Genomic DNA, 17187 nt, shown 5'->3' on the forward strand with positions numbered 1-17187 from the left:
GTCAGTTCTGCAGGTTCGGGTCGTGAGTGGGGTCGAGGTACGGTTGCGGGCAGCCTTCGGAAAGAGAGTCCGGCCGGTACTCGTAGTGCCATGGTTCGTTCGCGTAGATCTGGCAGAGTCCAAAGCCAGAGCTTCGGTCTTGGAACCAGAGGTAGGCATCTAGGTCTTCGATGTCCACCGCGTCACCGGAGACATGCGCAGACGTTTCCGGGGTGGCAACCCAGCGGGCGGCTTCTTCGAGTGACCCGTAATCCGAGACTGCTTCTGTCAACAGCTGTTCCTGGAGCGCGGGAGCCCGCCACCCACTGTTGATGAAGATTTCCACTCCCTCCTCACGTGCTGCGCGTGTCGCCTGTTCTAGGGCATTCCGTAGGTCGGGAGAAAGCCCGCTGATACCGGGGAGGCTCTCATCGAACACTGTTGCGTGGGTAGGGAGGACGCCCATCTCCCGATCGTCAACTTCACGTGTCTGCACCGTGGACCCCACAAGACTGCCAAATGTCGCCTGGGGGGCTTGGCATGATACGAGGACGATTGCGGCGAGCGAGAGGGTCGCACACCCGGCAGTGAAGCGGAAGAGTCTGTTCTTGGTCGAAATCCTGTATTGAGCATTCATGCATTCAGTACATGTGAGGGAGTGTTGCCAGTCCGTATGCGCTTTTCGATACGTTCGCAATATGCCACCACGCGTAGCCTTGGAAGTATGCGGGTACTGATCGTTGAGGACGAACCTCTTCTGGCTGAGGCCATTCGTGACGGATTACGGCTTGAGGCGATTGCTGCCGACATTGCGTTAGATGGCGAGACCGCGCTCTATCTGCTCGACCTGAACGAGTACGACATTGTCGTTCTCGATCGAGATCTGCCCCGGCTCTCAGGGGATGAGGTGGCCAAGAGAATTGTGCAGTCGGGAAGCGGCCTGCCGATCCTGATGCTCACGGCAGCCGACCGGATCGACGACAAGACCTCGGGCTTTCAACTGGGAGCTGACGACTACCTGACGAAACCATTCGATTTTCAAGAGCTCGTTCTCCGGATCCGAGCGCTTGATCGTCGACGGGCTTCGCGGCGCCCTCCCGTGTATGAGCTGTCGGGTCTCAAATTAGACCCGTTTAGGCGTGAGGTGTATCGGGAGGGCCGATATGTTGCCCTGACCCGGAAGCAGTTCGCCGTGCTCGAGGTGCTCATGTCGGCTGAGGGAGGCGTGGTGAGTGCTGAGGACTTGCTCGAACGAGCATGGGATGAGAACGCGGACCCATTCACCAATGCGGTACGAATCACCGTCTCCGGTCTGCGTAAGCGACTTGGAGAGCCCTGGCTCATCGGCACGGTACCAGGTGCCGGCTACCGGATAGAGGGCCCGGCCAGTGCAGAGAAATAGGCGTGGAGGCATGAGTGTGCGTTGGAAGCTTGCGCTGAGTTACGCGGCATTCCTTATGGCAGCGGGCACGCTCCTCCTCGCCGTCGTCTGGGTATTCCTGCTGCGATACGTTCCCAATACGGCAATCGCCACCACCTCGACCTTTGTTCCCAATCGTTCTGACCTGCTGAGAGCCTTCCTCCCACCGACCCTCATCGCTCTCATCGCACTTCTGGTCGGAGGAGTCCTGGGCGGGTGGTTGCTCGCAGGCAGGATGTTGTCACCGCTTACACGAATCACAGAGGCGACACGCGTCGCCGGTACGGGTGTCCTCTCTCACCGGATCCAAATGGATGACCGGAAGGACGAGTTTGGCGAACTGGCGGATGCCTTCGATGGGATGCTTGCGAAGCTCGAGCTGCACGTCTCCGAGCAGCAGCGTTTTGCGGCGAACGCTTCACATGAGCTACGTACGCCGCTCGCGATCACACGCACCATCATCGATGTGGCACAAAAGGATCCAGGACGAGACCCTGTTGCCGACCTGGCGCGTCTGAAAGACACGAACGATCGTGCCATCGCTCTCACGGAGGCACTCCTGCTGCTAAGCCGTGCCGGGAATACCATTGCCGAGCCGGAGATCGTCGACTTATCACTCCTTGCCGATGAGGCAGTTGAGACGCTGCTCCCGCTTGCCGAGCAGCACGGTGTGGTCCTGACAATCGACGGGTCATCTGTCGATGTGTTGGGCTCGTCGCCTCTGCTCCTTCAGATGATCACGAACCTCGTCCACAACGCGATCGTGCACAACCTGCCGCAGGGGGGCCAGGTTCGAGTGAGCACCTTGCGGGAGCGAACTCGAGCGATCGTGGTCATTGAGAACACAGGGGCTGAGATGGCTGCGGTCAAGCTCTCAAGACTCACGGAGCCATTCTTGAAAGCTGCGGGTCGGACACGACTTGACGATCAGCCAGGAAATGGGCTCGGGCTCTCGATCGTCGAGAAGATAACCCGAGCACATCTCGGTGTGCTGCGCCTGGCGCCTCGCCACGGTGGCGGGATGATTGCACGCGCAGAGTTTCCAGCCTCATAGAAAACGGTGGGGCACCGCCGGAGTACCCAACCGTTTAGGGTGAAGGCATGAACAGTATTCTCCTTAGCCTCTCTGCCATCGCGCTTGGGCTAAGCCTGCTCTGCGGCTCTGTGTCGTTGCGTGAAAAAGTCAGGGTCAAGCGCCGTACCTGGGCGGTTCTTGGCACCGTAGCATTCATTATTGCGGGTGTCTTTGTTCTGATAACTCTCAGGAGTGACCCGTACGTTCCGGTGCCAATGGTTTGGGTTGCAGGTGCACTGCTTCTGCTTGGCCTGATCTTCTGGATTGCACTTTTCGTCCTCAACCGGAGCTCTGGGGACGGGCTGGGGCTTGTCGCAGTGCACCTCAAATTTGCGGGAAGAGTGGCCCTACCCGACTGGGAGTCCCTTGATACTAAAGACTTGCGTGCGACTGACCGGTCGGACGCGTCGCACATCAACCAGATTGTCAACGTGGGTGCCGTCCTCGTCATTGTGCCTGGCATCGCCCTGGTGTTGGCGGCATCGATTCTGATGAATGTCCGCGGTAATCAAACATCCGACTTTCTGTCGCACGCAGTAGGGTTCTATACCCTCCTGATCGCAACATGTTGGACGGCCGCATACGTCCTCACTATCGCTGCGACTTCCCTAATGCAGGTATTGCGGGGAAACGGTGGTGGCATCACGCTTCCAAGAGTCGCGATCAGCCTTGGCACTTGGGCTGGGTTCGGAGCTGCTGCAGGTGTATTTGTGGGCGCGTTGATCCCGCTTGTGGTCGTTCCTCTGTCAACCGGGGAGTTCCATCTCTTGGGTATGGCCCTACTTGACACGGTGTCCCCGTCACTCCTCTTGGATATCTCCACGGCCGGGGCCGTGTACGGGTTCTTGATTGGCGAGGTTGTCTCAGTTGTGAGCATTTCAGCGCGAGAGAAGAACCTCTACATCAGGTCTGTCCTGCCGCCGTTGATGTTTGCAGTCACCAGCTCCCTGCTTGGACTGGCGGGGCTCACCCCCGGTGCTCTTTCCAAGGCGCTCTCGACTGAGTACTCAAAGACCATGGTGCCGGGTAAGAGTGGTGAAGATCCGTTCACCACGGCACTCACCCAGGGTCTGGACACTCAGGATGGTTGGGCCCACGTTGTTGCGGGTCTCGACCAACACGGATGGAACCAGGTGGTCGACCACCACGTGTTCTTCGTCCTCACCTGGGTCGCTGCCATACTTGTTGCGGCATTCACACTGACAATCGGTATCCGCAAACGCGAGATGGAACTGCTTAGCCTGCCACCACGGCGCGGAATCGACATGTCTTAGCCTTCAAGCGTTGACAGGTCGCCCTCGTCTTGGCCGAGGGCGCGGGCGCGCAACACTCGACGCATTATCTTCCCAGATCGAGTTTTCGGTAAGGAATCGACATAAGAAATTTCGTCCGGCTTGGCGATAGGTGAGAGGTGTTTGGCGACATGGGAGCGCAGATCTTCCGTCATTTCGCGACCCTCCGCTCGACCGGGGTTGAGGACAACGTAGACGTGGATTGCGTTGCCTTTGATCTCATGGGGGAGGCCGATGGCCGCTGCCTCTGCTACGGCAGAGTGTGAGGTGATGGCCGACTCGACCTCGGCCGTGCCAAGGCGATGCCCCGACACCTTGATAATGTCGTCGGTTCGTCCAATCACCCAGTAGTAGCCGTCCTCATCCCGTCGGGCAGAGTCCCCGGTTGCGTATTTCCCGGGGTAGACGCTCCAGTATGCGTCAACATAGCGTTGGTCATCCCCGTAGAGGGTGCGCATCATGGCTGGCCACGGGTTGAGCAGAGTGAGGAAACCCTCGACCCCATCTTCGACGGGATTTCCGACCTCGTCCACAATCTGCGCCTCCTGGCCGAAGACGGGGCGCCCCGCTGAACCCGGCTTCTGCGGCATCGCCGGAACCCCAGCAATCTGGAACATCCCCGTCTCTGTCTGCCACCAGGTGTCCATGATGGGACAGCGCCCCTGCCCGACCACATCGTAGAACCACAGCCAGGCCTCGGGGTTGATCGGCTCCCCGACAGTCCCCAGAATGCGCAGACTTGAAAGGTCGTGGCGGTTCACCCAGGCATCCCCGAAACGCATCAGGGAGCGGATGGCGGTCGGTGCCGTGTAGAACGTGGTGATCCCATAGTGTTCGATCAGTGACCACCAGCGGTCGGGGTGGGGATACGATGGTCCGCCCTCGAACATGAACGAGGTCGCCCCGTTGAGGAGGGGACCGTAGACAACGTAGGAATGGCCGGTAATCCACCCGGCATCCGCCGTACACCAGAAGCGGTCCCCGTCGTGGATGTCAAAAGTGTCGTGCAGGGTGGCATAGGTGCCGACCATGTAGCCGCCGTGGGTGTGGAGGACCGCTTTCGGCTTCCCGGTTGATCCGGAAGTGTAGAGGATAAACAGTGAGTGTTCGGTGTCCACCTGCACTGTTTCACAGGCTCCCCGCGCGATCGGTAGAGCTGTGAGGTCGTGATACCAGTGGTCCCGCAGTGGGTCCATTTCGACCTCTGAACCCGTCCGTTTGATGACGAGGACGTTCTCCACTGTGGGGGAGAACCGCACGGCCTCATCGACAATGCTCTTGAGAGGAAACACCGAACCGTTGATCCACGAACCGTCGGCCGTGATCACAACTTTCGACTCTGAATCATCTATGCGGGCAGTGAGTGCGTCAGCAGAGAAGCCCGCGAAAATCACCGAGTGAACGGCACCGATCTTCGCACATGCGAGCATCGCAAAAAAGACTTCGGGGATGCGAGGCAAGTAGATGGTGACCCGGTCGCCCTTGTGGACACCGAGGGCCTTGAGGACGTTAGCCATCTGAGTGACAGCGCGGTTGAGCGAGAAATATGAGAAGGTGCGGGTTTCCTTCCCGTCCTCGGACTGCCACAGCAGTGCTAGCTTGTTCTTACGTGGACCATCGAGGTGGCGGTCAATCGCATTGGTGACGATGTTGGTTTGTCCGCCCACGAACCACTTGAAGAAGGGTGCCTCACTGTCGTCTAGCACTTGGGTCCAAGGCTGGGACCAGGTGAGCTCCTTAGCGCGCCCGTCCCAGTAATCAATTGGGTCGCGGCCCGCGGATGCTTCAACTGCGCGCCAGTCCTTCACCCACGCTTCATCCACAATGGCAGGGATGGGCGGGTAGATATCCTGGGAGGAATCGCCGGTTGCAGTCATCTCAAGATCCTTCTCTCTGTGCTCAACTCTGAGTGGTCTTGTCGCTATAGTGCACGATGTTGGGTGATCGGGGGAAGAGAGTCCCAGAATGACCCCCTGTACGGCACGCCGATCGCGCGAGCAGGCGCACAGTCGCTAGTGTTGCTTTGTGGCCCGTTCATTTTTTTCGCGTAAGAGCTCCCGACGTGCGGCGCCCAATGGTGCCCAGATTGAGGCCGAGGGCGTTCCCGAAGAGCCCCCTCATGCTGATGAAGTTCCCGCTGCAAGTCCGCGAGGTGAGGATGAACAAGGTGGGGATGAAGAAGAGGATGCGTCTGTTTCGCAACCAGTAGAGGATACTAGCGATTCCTCCAGTCTTCTTGATATGGCGACCGCTCTGCGCACACAACTGGCCGCTTCCGCGCGTCAGGATGCTGCTACGGCCGCAAGTCTGGCCGTGCCTTTGAAGAGTCTTCACCCAGGAGGTCTTGCGGCGCTCTATGCAGATACGCCAACGCGGCTATCCAGTTTGGTCCGCGAGCCCACCGCGCTTGCGGATATAACCGAAAAGGTCAACAGCCTGGGCGCGTTTGCTGAAGCGATGGCGACCCGCCACGGTGGTATCGTCATGCACTTGGTGGTGGGCAGCGCTTCCTGGGGTGGGCAGCGCCCGGCATCGCACGTCCCCGTATTCATGAGGCAGGTTGTAGTTGGCAGCGACGAGGACGGATCTGCGACCCTGCAGCTAATGCCAGGAGTTGAGGTTTCGTCCAGGTTGCTGCGTGAGGCAGCCGCAGCCGGGGTTGACATAGACAGAGACCTCCTGTTTGAGGCGCTGCATGGGCCCGGGGGTTTTTCGCCGGCTAGCGCCCTCGACAAAATTGCCGAAGTTGGGCGCAACATCGAGAGTTTTAGACTCAGGGACGAAATGTCCCTGGCGATCCTCACGCATCCCACAGCGGCACTTTTTAGAGACCTGGCGGATGTGGAGTTTCTTGAGCAGTCCCCTCTGTTGGTGGCTCTCAATGGCGACCGCACCGCTCAGATCGAGGCGGCTACTCAGCCGCAACCCGCAAATCCCGCCGACCGTGACCCCTGGAAGGAGGTTGGAGTTGGGGACCAATCCCCTCAGGTCCAAGACGTAATCGAACAGATTGCGGGCGGAGGATCCTATGTGGTGGTGGCAGAGAACGACTCGGACCTCATCGCGGGTGCGGTTTCCGCTGCCGCGGCTCTTGCTGGTGATGGGAAATCGGTTCTTGTTGTTGCAAATGATCAGGACGCCTATGGTGCTCTTGCCGCACGTTTTGAAGAGATGCGGATCGAATCGGTTGTGGCAAATTTCTTTCCGGATCGTTTTGACGAGGGCGTCACGACGCTTCTTGATACCGCGATGCGTGATGTTGCGCCGGGGCTGAATGAGGCGGAAACAGAGTCCATGCGGGTGGGGTTGCGGCGTGCTCGCGCTGCACTTACTGCCTATGAAGAGCAGTTGCACGCCGAGTTTGAAGAGTGGGGCGTGACGCCTTTTGATGCGCTGCAGGTTTTGACTGAGTTGACGTCCGACCCCGATGGGCCGACTACGCGTGTCAGGCTCTCTAGTGAGACCCTTGGACTTCTGTCCGAGGACGGTGCTGCGCATGCCCGCGATCTCCTCGAGGATGCCTCCCGGCAGGGGCTCTTTAGCGACCTTGGCGAGGCCAGTGGTTGGGATGACATCCCATTGGAAGATGCGGCCCAGGTTGACAGTGTTGTTGACGCGACTGAGACTCTGGCGCGAGAAGCGCTACCTGCACTGCGAGTGCAGATGGCGAGAGTTGCGGGACAAACGGGTCTCAGAACTGCCACCACTTTGGATGGCTGGAAAATGCAGCTGGAGCTCATCGCGCGAGCACGCACGATTCTCGACACATTCCGCCCGGAAGCCTTCGAAAGATCTCCAGCCGACCTCGTCATCGCGACGGCGACGCCCGAGTGGAGGAAACAAAAGGGAATAACGCTGAAAGGGTCCAAGAGGCGGCTTCTCGTCAAGCAGGCACGCGACCTGGTGCGTCCCGGTGTTCACATTGCTGACTTAAATCAGGCCCTGATTGAAGTTCAGGAGTGCCGCCACCAGTGGCTATCCGCATCTCTGGATGATGAGCCATGGCCCACCATCCCCGAGGGCCTAGAGAGCTGCGCAGAGACTCTGGCGGCAACGGAAGATTTACTTGCGGTGTGTGCCCCATACCTAGAGCAGACGTTTGGTGACCTGGGGTCGATGGCGCTGGATGAACTGTGTCCGACACTCGAGGCCTTGGCAGACGATGCTAACGGTGCACGTTTAGTACCGCAGAGACTCAGGGTTCTAGGCGAGCTGCAGGACCTTGGGTTGGGTGAACTGGTCGACGACCTTCGTCGTAGGCGTATCGACGGAGACCTGATAGGTCTCGAGCTTGATCTGGCCTGGTGGGCATCGGTCTTGGGCCTCATGCTCGCAGCCGAACCTAGGCTTGGTGGCTTCGATCCCGACCTGCTACAGGGGTTGGTCAGCGATGTGCGGGTCCTTGACGAGGCCCAAGTGGCAAGTTTGGGGCTGTCGGTGGTTGAGAGGGTTAAGGCACGGCGCCGTGACGCCCTCGCACTGTATCCGGAGCAATACACAGAGCTGGTGGCGTCCCTTGCGGGGGGAGCTGCCGGAGCCAACCTCTTCAACCAGTACTCGCTTGCCTGGGATCTGCTCCCTATCGTGTGTGCTGGACCTTCTATGGTTCCACTTCTGACCCGCCGACGTCACAGTGTCGATGTTGTGTTGGTTGTGGGAGCATCGAGCCTCTCTCTGGCGGAGACCGCCCCGGTGTTGGCTCGGGCAGACGACGCCGTGGTATTCGCACGGGGCGACGCTATCGAAGATGGCAGCTGGGTCACTCGCCTAACAGAGTTCCTCACCGTGTTGGAGTTGCCAGGTAAACCCATTACTGTCAACGGACATTTTGCCGACCTGGTTCGCAAGTACAAGCCAGACACCAGTATCACCGCAGTGCCCACGCCGCGACCGCCCGCGGATATAGAGCACATAAAAGTTGATGCCTCCGGTATGCCAGCTCCGACAACGGTGGCGATAGAGTCCTCCTTGGGTGAGGCGGAAGCCGCAGCGAACTACCTGATTAGATCCCTCATCGATGAACCTGAGACCAGCGTTGCTGTAGTCGCCTTCAACGACAGGCATGCCGATCGCATCCGCGTCTCACTGCGCAGAGCATTGGCGGAGAAACCGCAGGCGCTCAGCGTCAAACCGGAGAAGCTAATCGTCCTGCCACACGAACTGCCGGCGCTGTGCCCTGATCACACGGTACTTTCAGTGGGCTTTGCGAAGACCCCACACGGGCGAGTCATCCATGATTTTGGGGTGCTTTCCACTCCGGAGGGCATGGACGTGATCGAAGCCATCGCGCAGGGAAGCGGTGGGAATCTCACAGTCATTACGTCTTTGGAATCGCAAGAGATTGACAGGTCTCGGCTCCGTCACGGCGGTGCATTGGCCCTGGTTGACTTGCTGGAGGTAGCTGAGGGACGTGACGAAGCGGCCGCTGAGGTTGACTCAGGGGAACATGTTCCGGATGACCTGTTGGTTGACTTGGCTGACCGCCTCCACCGTCTGGGACTTCCAGTTGCGGCGAATCTCGGTGGTGGTACGAACCGGATTCCGCTTGCCGTTGGACACCCAGAGGTGCCGGGGGAGTGGCTGGTTGCAGTGCTCACAGATGACCCGTCGTACCGGAGTGAGCCATCGCTTCGTGTTCGCGATAGGTACTGGCCAGAGCTGCTTGAAAGGCAGGGATGGAAGGTTCGCACGGAGCTGTCAATGTCGGTTTTCATTGATCCGACAAGGGAAGCTCAGCATGTTGTGGAGCTGGTCCTAGACGCCGTCGATGACTATTACGTTCGGATTGGTAAGCCGGTGACGCCGGCGTCCGCGGCGACGCTCGCCCTCGAAGGCGTGGAGCTGCGCGCATCGAAGAATCAGGCAGAGACGTCCCCTGAAGGCGTCTTAAGTGGAGACATCGCCGTGGAGGGCGAGCCCGCGCCTCACGATCAGACTGAAGGTGAGTCAGAGCCACACCTTGAGCCTGAAGGCGACCCGGAGCCACAGGGTGAGTCCGAAGACGCCCTGCAGCTGGAGGCGCCAGAAGTACAAGCAGAGCCGAAGGGTGCACCGGAAGGTGACCCGGAACCGCTTTTTGAGACGGTTGCAACGGGCGACGTTGATTCCCCGGTCCCGGACGGCGCTATTACCCTCAGCCCGCCCAACATCACCAAGGGACTTCCCCTCTCTGCTTACAGTGACGACCAACTTGACGATGTCGCAGCGTGGCTTCGAGCAACTAGTGCGGACGCGGACGAGGGCGAGTTGGTTGAGGGGATGAGGGAGGCAATCGGCCTGAGGCGCAGGGGCTCCCAGTCCCATGCGATCCTGCTCAACGTCATACGGCGTACCTCTGGACAGTGATGATGTCTGTGGCGGGTGAAGATGCGAAGCAAGGCGAGGACGAAGGAACGCCTACCAAAGCGCGCGTCCGACGAGCTGTCTATGTGACGAGAGTTGACAATGGGGGAGTCGAAGATGCCGTCATTGTTGGGGAGGACTCAGTCAGCCCCCTACGCTCAGACATGATCGATGCGCGTGATGAGGCGGTTCCAGAGGGAGAATCTCCAGAAGATCGGTGGCTGAGGGATAACGTTCCCCCTCACTGGTAGCAGGCCCACGCCACGGTCCCGTGCGCCGGCTCCGCCCCAGCCCACCGACTCCAAACAGTCTGGCAGCCCGCGAGCGGATACTTGGGCGGGCGACGGGACGTCACCCCAGCACGAAATGTATGCTCCCGCTGGCTGCTGACTGAAGTACAGGTCCAACATCGCTTGCTTTGAGGCTTAGAGTAACCAGTGTTGGGTTCTCTCCAGAGAAGGAGTTTGAGGGTGGCTCAGAGATGCTAAGAACAGTCACGTCGTCGGCTAACCGAGTAATTGGGCACGGGTCTACGCCGCAATCCATCACCGTCCCCCATACCTCCACTACGTCACCAGCCTCCATGAAGACAGAACCCGGATCCAACGACAGAACGGTTGTCGCATAGCCGGGCGGGATCCTGGCCGTGGTGTCGCCAATGCCCAGTAGGGATTGCGTGAGGACGGTTCCGGCCGGGACGAACTGAGGTGGCCTTTGATCAAGGGCGGCGGCGACATCCCCTACGGCTCCGACGGGGACTGCCTCACCTGGAAGTGTCAGGACCCTGAGCTGTGATCGAACTATTGGTTCATTCGCCGCCAAATCAGCCTTGGAGACGACAACTGCGGTGCCTTCGGTTGGTGGCCGCAGAGCAAATACGGCAAAGACGACGATGGATAGTGCGGCCAAGAGGAGCAGCAGATGCCGCGCCGTGACCAGTTTGCGTCGCGGGATGAGACGTCTGCTTGATGTGAGTGAGGGTGCCATATGTCAACGGTGCCAAATCCCCACCAACATTTTGTAGCGGAGAACAAGATCTGGGGAAATCGCCGCCAGTGCTGCACTGTGGAAACCCAGGTAGTCGTTGGCTGCTCTCCGGGATACTATGCAGCCGTCGAGGACGCTCCGGGAAGTTGAGCAAACGCCAAGGATCTCTACAGGTTTGGGCGGCGACAAATGACCAGCTCAGTCGGCGTTAGGACGAAATCCATCAGCCTATCGTGCTCCTCAATAGGAACGCGCATTGCTTCAACGAGCTCTCCGGCATGGCAGACACCGACCAAAATGGCTCCCTGTGTTGCCTGGGAAAGAGCGCGGTCATACCACCCCGCACCTCTTCCTAGGCGGCGTCCGTCACGACCGAAGATAAGGCCCGGAATCAATATTAGAGCCGCCTCCGAAAGGACGCCCAGTGGGGGTTCATCCCCGGTGCCACTTGCGCGCTCAGGGGCCTGCTCCTCACATCCGCCTCCGCCATCTTGACAGCTCAGGTGCTGCCACTGCGGTGAACTGCGCCCGCCACTGGCCAGTGCTGCCGGTGTCGGAACCAGAGCAGCGCCACCGCCCTCGACCCATTCCCGCAGTAGTGGCAAAACATCAACTTCAGATGAGAGAGGCAGGTAGCCAGCGATCGTTGCTGACCTGGGGATTGCTTGGATAATTTGGCGAATGTCCTGAAGTGTTAGGGGCAGTCGGGAATGGGCAATGCGCCTTGCCGCCCGCGATGCGAGGTATGCCCGTCGCCAGATCTGCTTCCGCTCTGCCACACTCATGTCTCCATGCTAAATGGAGTGTGGCTTAAGCTAGAGCAAACAGCCGTCTTGGAAGAAAGTTGGTTCCCATGCGCTCGGTTGCAGACATCTACCAGGATTGTCTAAGTAACGCTGATCAGCAAGCTCCGCTGGACCTTCTCCTCTTGGATGCAGTTGGGTGCGTGTTGGCCGAGGACGTTGTGGCGGTCGCAGACTATCCGGCAAGTAACGTCGCCAGTAGGGACGGATATGCACTCCGCGCGGGCGACGTTACTATGGCTACCGCACTCACACACGTCGAGTTACCCGTGACCGGGGAGATCCGTGCCGGGCAGGCGCATGCCGGTGGTCTGGCACCAAACACTGCAGTGCGAATCGCGTCGGGGGCGCCACTTCCCATCGGAGCCGATGCAGTTGTGGCACTCACAGACACTGACCAGGGAGAGTCACTGGTGTCAGTCAACGTGGGCGTGGATGTGGGTGACAACGTCCGTCTCCAGGGTGAAGACATCAAACAGGGTAGCGTCGTCGTTCCGAAGAGGACCAGGCTGGGACCCCCGCAAATTGGGGCGATCGCGGCAGCTGGGCGCGCGCGCGTCCTCGTACATCCACGCCCGAGAGTCGTGATTCTCTCCGTCGGTGACGAACTGGTTGAACCCGGCTCAGCTCCCCGTGAAGGAAGTGTTGTCGACATCAACGGCCAAGCTCTAGTTGCTTCAGCATCTGAGGTGGGTGCGGAGACTTTCCATGCGGTCGCGGTTGGAGATGACCGAGCTGCCCTGCGGCAAATGATCGACGACCAACTGATGCGGGCCGACTTGATTGTCACTACCGGCGGTCTTTCCCACGGCTCAGGTAATACGGTGAGGGAGACGTTGGGATCCCACGGGACTGTACGATTCGACACTGTCAGCGGCCAGCCGGGAGCGATGCTGGGGGTCGGCACCGTCAGCGTTGAGGGCGATGAAGCCACTGCAACTCCTATCTTTTGTCTCCCAGGCGATCCCGTTGCAGCGCAGGTGTGCTTTGAGGTTTTTGTCCGTCCAGCCCTTCGGAAGATGCAGGGCTGGAAGACACTGAACCGTTCATCTGTGAAGGCTCGTGCCACGTTTGCCTTACAGTCTCCCGCGGGCATCAGGGAGTTCTTGCGCGTTCGCATCCAGGGATCCCCTTCGTCCGGATACGAAGCGCACGCCCTTGGCGATCCGAAGGCTCTGTGGATTTCTGCGCTCGCGTCCTCGAACGCGCTTGCGGTAGTCCCGGAAGAAGCCACAAGTGTTTCCGAGGGAACACTTCTGACGTGCATGCTCCTGGACTGAGCCGTGGCGGGGTTTTTCCGTTCGCGGCGATCGGTGTGGGGCCGACCAGCCCGTGATCTCGAAGTTCGGTACGAGGGCGAGTGTCTGGACGACCTGCTGCACGAAAACCACGGTGTCTCTTCCGTCGTGCTGCGTCCAGCAGCGGGTCGCGAACACTTGGAAATTGAGCGGGTTAGAGGAGCAAACAAGGGGTGGCTGGGCGAATGGGAGGCAACGGTCCCCCCGGACAGTAGTGCGTCCGTGCCGACTTGGGAGGAGTTCCCCCGGCTCATGGACCGCAAGCAGGCGGGCGGTGAAGCACTCTCAATGATGGTTGTGATTGACGGGGAGATAGCAGGTCTCGTCTCCGTCGGAGCCGTGGAGCGTGGGGCGATGCACCTGGGTGTACTTGGCTACTGGATAGCGGAGGCCCACGCGGGGAAAGGGATCACGTCCCTCGCGGTGGCAAGCACAGTCGATCTGGTCTTGGGTGAGCTCGACCTGCACCGTATCGAGATCAATGTTCGCCCTGAGAACGAACCTTCGCTGGGACTGGCTCGGAAACTCAAGCTCCGCGAAGAAGGGTACAAGCCACGCTACATGCACATTAATGGTCGGTGGGCGGACCATGTCGGGTTCGCAGTTGATCAGGAAGACCTGAAGCAGATGCCGGGTGGTTCCCTGGTGGAACAGAGGGTCCGACGAGGGGGCAAATACTGACGGGGGGCCGAAAGGCGTGAATCCCAAACGTCAATGGGGGCAACATGCGGAGTGGCACGCCGGAAATGCCGCGGATTCAACCTAGGTTGGAGTCGTGGAATTTGCTGGCTTTATCGTTGCGGTGATCGCGTGCGTGATCGTCCTCTACGCGCTGCCCGCAACAATCGCGCGTCGTGTGGCAGTGGTTACTTCACGTGAGGGGGATCGGTTCTCTCCCGGCGTGGAGTTGGTCCCCTGCAAACAGGCTCAAGTTGAGGAGCGGATGCACCAGGGTCTGCATGTCTCAACCAGGCCCCTTCTTCCCAATGTCTTAGTGAGCCATAGCGAAGGAACACCCATGGTGAACAATCCAGAACGAGGTCTACCCGCGGCTGATCGGCCCGAGGGCTCCAAAAAGGTCACTTCTGCTAGCAGACCGGATAGCCCAACTCGGCAGATGGCGGCGTTGCGGGCTCGTCGAGTGGCCCGGCTGGCACGTGAACAGGCGGCAGTGAAGCGGCGGGTGGTGATGGCCGCGGCTTCATCTGTCTTGCTACTGGTCTTCACTGTCGTTGCAGCCGTGGGAGCACTCTCCTGGCTGTGGTTGATTCTGCCGGTGACTCTCCTAGTTGCGACGGTGGGTAGCTCTGTCGCGGGTAGTTTCCGGGCGCAGAGTCAGAGCAGGGATGAAGTCGACGAGCTCGCAAGAATCAAGGATCAGGTGAGGGCCACTACGCGTGGGAACTCACGTCCCTCTGAACGGACAGCCTCCTCGCAGAGTCAAGCGGCGGAGTCGGCCAAGGAGGATATTGAGGAGTCCCTACCAGTGGGCGCTTCGGATGAGGCCGCGCGCGACGACGTAGAAAGCGATGTTGTGGTCGTCAGTGAACCCACCGCACCGCCCTCGGCCGTGACGCAGAGGCCTGCGAAGGAATGGAATGTAGTTTCCCTCCCCCCGGTGCGGGGAAGCGGTCAGGCGCCTGCGCTGACGCGCCGTGTGCACGCTGACACCGACTTGGTGCCGATTCAAGAACGTCGGGACGCGGGCGTGCCAGCGCGGCCTTTGCACAAGTCAGACCAGGTAGCAGCAGCTGCGGTTGCAGCTGCGCAGGTGACAGGGCCGACGTTCCGCTTCGACCTGGATGCCGTCCTCGACCAGCGTCGCGCGCAGTAGGGGGCCGGTCGCGGACATCGTCAACTTCACGGTTGAGCGGTTGTTAGAGCCCGCGTTGTCCATGCTAAGCTTTCTACCGCATAAGGGGCTATGGCGCAGTTGGTAGCGCGTCTCGTTCGCAATGAGAAGGTCCGGGGTTCGAATCCCCGTAGCTCCACGAATGCACAACGCTCGAACCTTGACATGTTCGTGAAATGTGTACGCGGGGAATAGAAGTGAGCCGGGGGTGCGTACCCCAAGCTATTATTCCGCCCCGACGCATACATTTTGTGGTTCTTGGCCCTGGCGGGAATGTCCGCTCAGGTACGAGGACGTTCGAGGTCGAGAAGGGCTCTCTTTATTTCGGTCCCACCCGTGTAATTTCCTAGCGAGCCGTCGGCCTTGGTGACCCTGTGGCAGGGCAGAATGATCGGCAGTGGGTTCGTGGCGCAGGCCGACCCCACGGCTCGGGCCGCCCTCGGATGTCCAACACGTTCGGCCACCTGACCGTACGAGGCCGTCTGCCCATACGGAATTTCTGAGAGTGCCACTTGGACTGTTTGTCGAAAACTTCCGCTTGCCGACACCCAGGGGTTAGGAACCTCTGGCCCGCCCTCGTCGACTTCAAATGTTGACAGCAGATCAAGTACGAGGGCGAAACTGCGGCGCTGGCCCGCAAAATACTCTGATAGCTGAGTTTCAACCTGGTCGAGGATTTCAACCCCGGGATGCTCAACTTGGGCCTGTTTCGCTTCGCTGGGCGCAGCGGTGCGTGGTGTTGCTAGTCCTAGCTGCTCAAGCGTGGCTTCGGGTTCGAACGACAGGGCAGCCAGGCCCCGTCGGCTGGCCACCGCGAGCAGAGGGCCGACGGGAGAAGTGAGGTGACGGTATACCAGTGCTACTTTGCCTCGTCTAGGGTTTGACATGGTTCAATTGTTGCAGGATTGGCGCAATTTAGAACCCCCCAATGCGCGTTTTGCCCAGAAGGGGAATACTGTCACTGTCAGAAGGTGATTCCTCAACTCTAGGAGGGCTAATGAGGAAGATTTTTTCGGCTGTTGCAGTGGTAGGACTTCTTGCGATGGGGGTAGCGGGATGCTCCTCCTCCGGTGGAACTCAGAGTTCCGAAGGGGCCCCAATCACACAGGAGTCCGCGGCGGGATCCTGGGTTCTCGTCGATGGGAAGGGGCCGGAAGGCGAGGTCAAGCCAACTGAGGCGACCCCCATTGAGCTAACGATTGAATCAGACGGACAGTTCTCAGGCAGCAGCGGCTGTAACTCGATCATGGGAGCCATGACTGTCACCGATGGCAGTGTGGACATGGGAACCATCGGGCAGACCATGATGGCATGTGAAGAGGATGCGATGACACTTGAGTTTGCGTACACGCAGGCTCTCGACTCTGTCACCGCGGGGACAGCCTCGGCTGAGGAAATGACGCTTACGGGAGAGGGTACCGAGCTGCATTTCAAGCCAGCAGGTAGCTAGGCTCAGCGCGTCTTGAGTTCGCCCCGGCAAACTTCCATATCGGAGGGTTGCCGGGGCGATCGCAATTTTGTATCGGACCAGATGCCATCGCTCCCAAAGGTTAACCAAGCATGGTTTGGACACGCCCGAACACGGATCGTCAGCGCGAAATATATGATGGATAAACATGCAGGTCAGAGGGTGTTCTAACCCGTGTGGCGGGGGTCACCGCAGATTCGTTTGACGGTTTGGGGGGCACCTGCGTAAAGTTCTATTTTGTTGCTCTGGTGAACAGCCGGGAAGCAGCCGGGGGCCCAAGGCCTCAAGGTGGACTTCCACAGGTTAGTGGAGCAAACCCCTTCATATGATGTGGGGTGTTGTTTGTGAACTTGATAGTGTGTTTTTGTTTGTTTGAGTGTACTCAATAAATTTTTTTTGTTGGTGTTTTTTTGGTTGGGATTGCAGCCTTTTTTGGTTGTTTTTTTTCTGGCATTTTTTTGTTGGAGAGTTTGATCCTGGCTCAGGACGAACGCTGGCGGCGTGCTTAACACATGCAAGTCGAACGGATTGCTTGGTGCTTGCGCTGAGTGGTTAGTGGCGAACGGGTGAGTAACACGTGAGTAACCTGCCCCCTTCTTTGGGATAAGCACCTGAAAGGGTGTCTAATACTGATTATTCTGCTGGAATCGCATGGTTTTGGTTGGAAAGGT

14 protein-coding genes, 1 tRNA gene and 1 rRNA gene are annotated in these 17187 nt (G+C 59.3%); 11 read left to right on the forward strand and 5 right to left on the reverse strand.

Going from position 1 to position 17187, the window contains the following annotated elements; all coding sequences use genetic code 11:
• Window position 1: 1 nt before the first annotated feature.
• Complete coding sequence (locus IDL90_RS10840) at window positions 2-616, reverse strand: M15 family metallopeptidase (protein WP_187995398.1); 615 nt, start codon at window positions 614-616, stop codon at window positions 2-4.
• An 87-nt stretch (window positions 617-703) separates the two neighbouring features.
• On the opposite strand from IDL90_RS10840, the gene IDL90_RS10845 reads away from it, so the two are divergent.
• The 3 genes from IDL90_RS10845 to IDL90_RS10855 are packed head-to-tail and all read left to right on the forward strand — an operon-like array spanning window position 704 to window position 3748.
• On the forward strand, window positions 704-1381 hold the full coding sequence (locus IDL90_RS10845) for a response regulator transcription factor (protein WP_182141350.1): 678 nt from the start codon (window positions 704-706) through the stop codon (window positions 1379-1381).
• Between the two features lie 10 nt (window positions 1382-1391).
• A complete protein-coding gene (locus tag IDL90_RS10850; RefSeq protein WP_187995400.1) occupies window positions 1392-2453 on the forward strand; it encodes an ATP-binding protein in 1062 nt (353 codons plus the stop codon).
• Between the two features lie 47 nt (window positions 2454-2500).
• The gene (locus IDL90_RS10855) at window positions 2501-3748 is read left to right on the forward strand and encodes a hypothetical protein (protein ID WP_187995402.1); all 1248 of its coding nucleotides are present in this window, start codon (window positions 2501-2503) and stop codon (window positions 3746-3748) included.
• Here IDL90_RS10855 and acs read toward each other — a convergent pair.
• Window positions 3745-5643 (reverse strand): acetate--CoA ligase, encoded by a 1899-nt coding sequence (gene acs / locus IDL90_RS10860; protein WP_187995404.1) that lies wholly within the window; start codon window positions 5641-5643, stop codon window positions 3745-3747. The genes IDL90_RS10855 and acs overlap by 4 nt on opposite strands.
• A gap of 148 nt (window positions 5644-5791) precedes the next feature.
• Here acs and IDL90_RS10865 point away from each other — a divergent pair, with 148 nt between their 5' ends.
• Both IDL90_RS10865 and IDL90_RS10870 read left to right on the forward strand, forming a co-directional pair.
• Window positions 5792-10111, forward strand: coding sequence for a hypothetical protein (locus tag IDL90_RS10865; protein ID WP_187995406.1), 4320 nt, complete (start codon window positions 5792-5794; stop codon window positions 10109-10111).
• Window positions 10111-10359, forward strand: coding sequence for a hypothetical protein (locus IDL90_RS10870; RefSeq protein WP_187995408.1), 249 nt, complete (start codon window positions 10111-10113; stop codon window positions 10357-10359). Before IDL90_RS10865 ends, IDL90_RS10870 begins: the two co-directional genes overlap by 1 nt.
• A 100-nt stretch (window positions 10360-10459) precedes the next feature.
• Here the strand turns inward: IDL90_RS10870 and IDL90_RS10875 are convergent, their stop codons facing one another.
• Together IDL90_RS10875 and IDL90_RS10880 are read right to left on the reverse strand one after the other, a co-directional pair.
• Window positions 10460-11095 (reverse strand): SAF domain-containing protein, encoded by a 636-nt coding sequence (locus IDL90_RS10875; protein WP_187995410.1) that lies wholly within the window; start codon window positions 11093-11095, stop codon window positions 10460-10462.
• A gap of 167 nt (window positions 11096-11262) precedes the next feature.
• Window positions 11263-11880 carry a 5-formyltetrahydrofolate cyclo-ligase gene (locus IDL90_RS10880; RefSeq protein WP_182141343.1) on the reverse strand — a complete coding sequence of 206 codons (618 nt, stop codon included), beginning with the start codon at window positions 11878-11880 and terminating at the stop codon, window positions 11263-11265.
• Between the two features lie 68 nt (window positions 11881-11948).
• On the opposite strand from IDL90_RS10880, the gene glp reads away from it, so the two are divergent.
• The 4 genes from glp (at window position 11949) to IDL90_RS10900 (ending at window position 15187) form a co-directional block, all read left to right on the forward strand.
• Window positions 11949-13178, forward strand: a complete 1230-nt coding sequence (glp, locus tag IDL90_RS10885) for a gephyrin-like molybdotransferase Glp (RefSeq protein WP_187995412.1) — start codon at window positions 11949-11951, stop codon at window positions 13176-13178.
• Between the two features lie 126 nt (window positions 13179-13304).
• A complete protein-coding gene (locus IDL90_RS10890) occupies window positions 13305-13877 on the forward strand; it encodes a GNAT family protein (protein ID WP_316930325.1) in 573 nt (190 codons plus the stop codon).
• A 94-nt stretch (window positions 13878-13971) separates the two neighbouring features.
• Window positions 13972-15030 carry a hypothetical protein gene (locus IDL90_RS10895; protein ID WP_187995414.1) on the forward strand — a complete coding sequence of 353 codons (1059 nt, stop codon included), beginning with the start codon at window positions 13972-13974 and terminating at the stop codon, window positions 15028-15030.
• Window positions 15031-15114: 84 nt separating this feature from the next.
• Window positions 15115-15187: transfer RNA gene (locus IDL90_RS10900), tRNA-Ala, on the forward strand.
• Between the two features lie 142 nt (window positions 15188-15329).
• Here the strand turns inward: IDL90_RS10900 and IDL90_RS10905 are convergent.
• Window positions 15330-15935, reverse strand: a complete 606-nt coding sequence (locus IDL90_RS10905; protein WP_187995416.1) for a methylated-DNA--[protein]-cysteine S-methyltransferase — start codon at window positions 15933-15935, stop codon at window positions 15330-15332.
• 110 nt (window positions 15936-16045) lie between these two features.
• Between IDL90_RS10905 and IDL90_RS10910 the strand changes: the two genes are divergently transcribed.
• Together IDL90_RS10910 and IDL90_RS10915 are read left to right on the forward strand one after the other, a co-directional pair.
• The gene (locus IDL90_RS10910) at window positions 16046-16498 is read left to right on the forward strand and encodes an META domain-containing protein (protein WP_187995418.1); all 453 of its coding nucleotides are present in this window, start codon (window positions 16046-16048) and stop codon (window positions 16496-16498) included.
• 476 nt (window positions 16499-16974) lie between these two features.
• Window positions 16975-17187 (forward strand): 16S ribosomal RNA (locus IDL90_RS10915); the annotation flags it as partial.

Origin of the sequence: Schaalia sp. JY-X159 (assembly GCF_014525425.1) — a bacterium.
In the GTDB taxonomy this organism is placed as follows: Bacteria; Actinomycetota; Actinomycetes; order Actinomycetales; family Actinomycetaceae; genus Scrofimicrobium.

Excerpts from the sequence above, each read along its gene's own strand:
- IDL90_RS10840 (WP_187995398.1), bottom strand. The coding sequence starts at position 616 with ATGAATGCTCAATACAGGATTTCGACCAAGAACAGACTCTTCCGCTTC.
- IDL90_RS10845 (WP_182141350.1), top strand. The coding sequence starts at position 704 with ATGCGGGTACTGATCGTTGAGGACGAACCTCTTCTGGCTGAGGCCATT.
- IDL90_RS10850 (WP_187995400.1), top strand. The coding sequence starts at position 1,392 with ATGAGTGTGCGTTGGAAGCTTGCGCTGAGTTACGCGGCATTCCTTATG.
- IDL90_RS10855 (WP_187995402.1), top strand. The coding sequence starts at position 2,501 with ATGAACAGTATTCTCCTTAGCCTCTCTGCCATCGCGCTTGGGCTAAGC.
- acs (WP_187995404.1), bottom strand. The coding sequence starts at position 5,643 with ATGACTGCAACCGGCGATTCCTCCCAGGATATCTACCCGCCCATCCCT.
- IDL90_RS10870 (WP_187995408.1), top strand. The coding sequence starts at position 10,111 with ATGATGTCTGTGGCGGGTGAAGATGCGAAGCAAGGCGAGGACGAAGGA.
- IDL90_RS10875 (WP_187995410.1), bottom strand. The coding sequence starts at position 11,095 with ATGGCACCCTCACTCACATCAAGCAGACGTCTCATCCCGCGACGCAAA.
- IDL90_RS10880 (WP_182141343.1), bottom strand. The coding sequence starts at position 11,880 with ATGAGTGTGGCAGAGCGGAAGCAGATCTGGCGACGGGCATACCTCGCA.
- glp (WP_187995412.1), top strand. The coding sequence starts at position 11,949 with ATGCGCTCGGTTGCAGACATCTACCAGGATTGTCTAAGTAACGCTGAT.
- IDL90_RS10905 (WP_187995416.1), bottom strand. The coding sequence starts at position 15,935 with ATGTCAAACCCTAGACGAGGCAAAGTAGCACTGGTATACCGTCACCTC.
- IDL90_RS10910 (WP_187995418.1), top strand. The coding sequence starts at position 16,046 with ATGAGGAAGATTTTTTCGGCTGTTGCAGTGGTAGGACTTCTTGCGATG.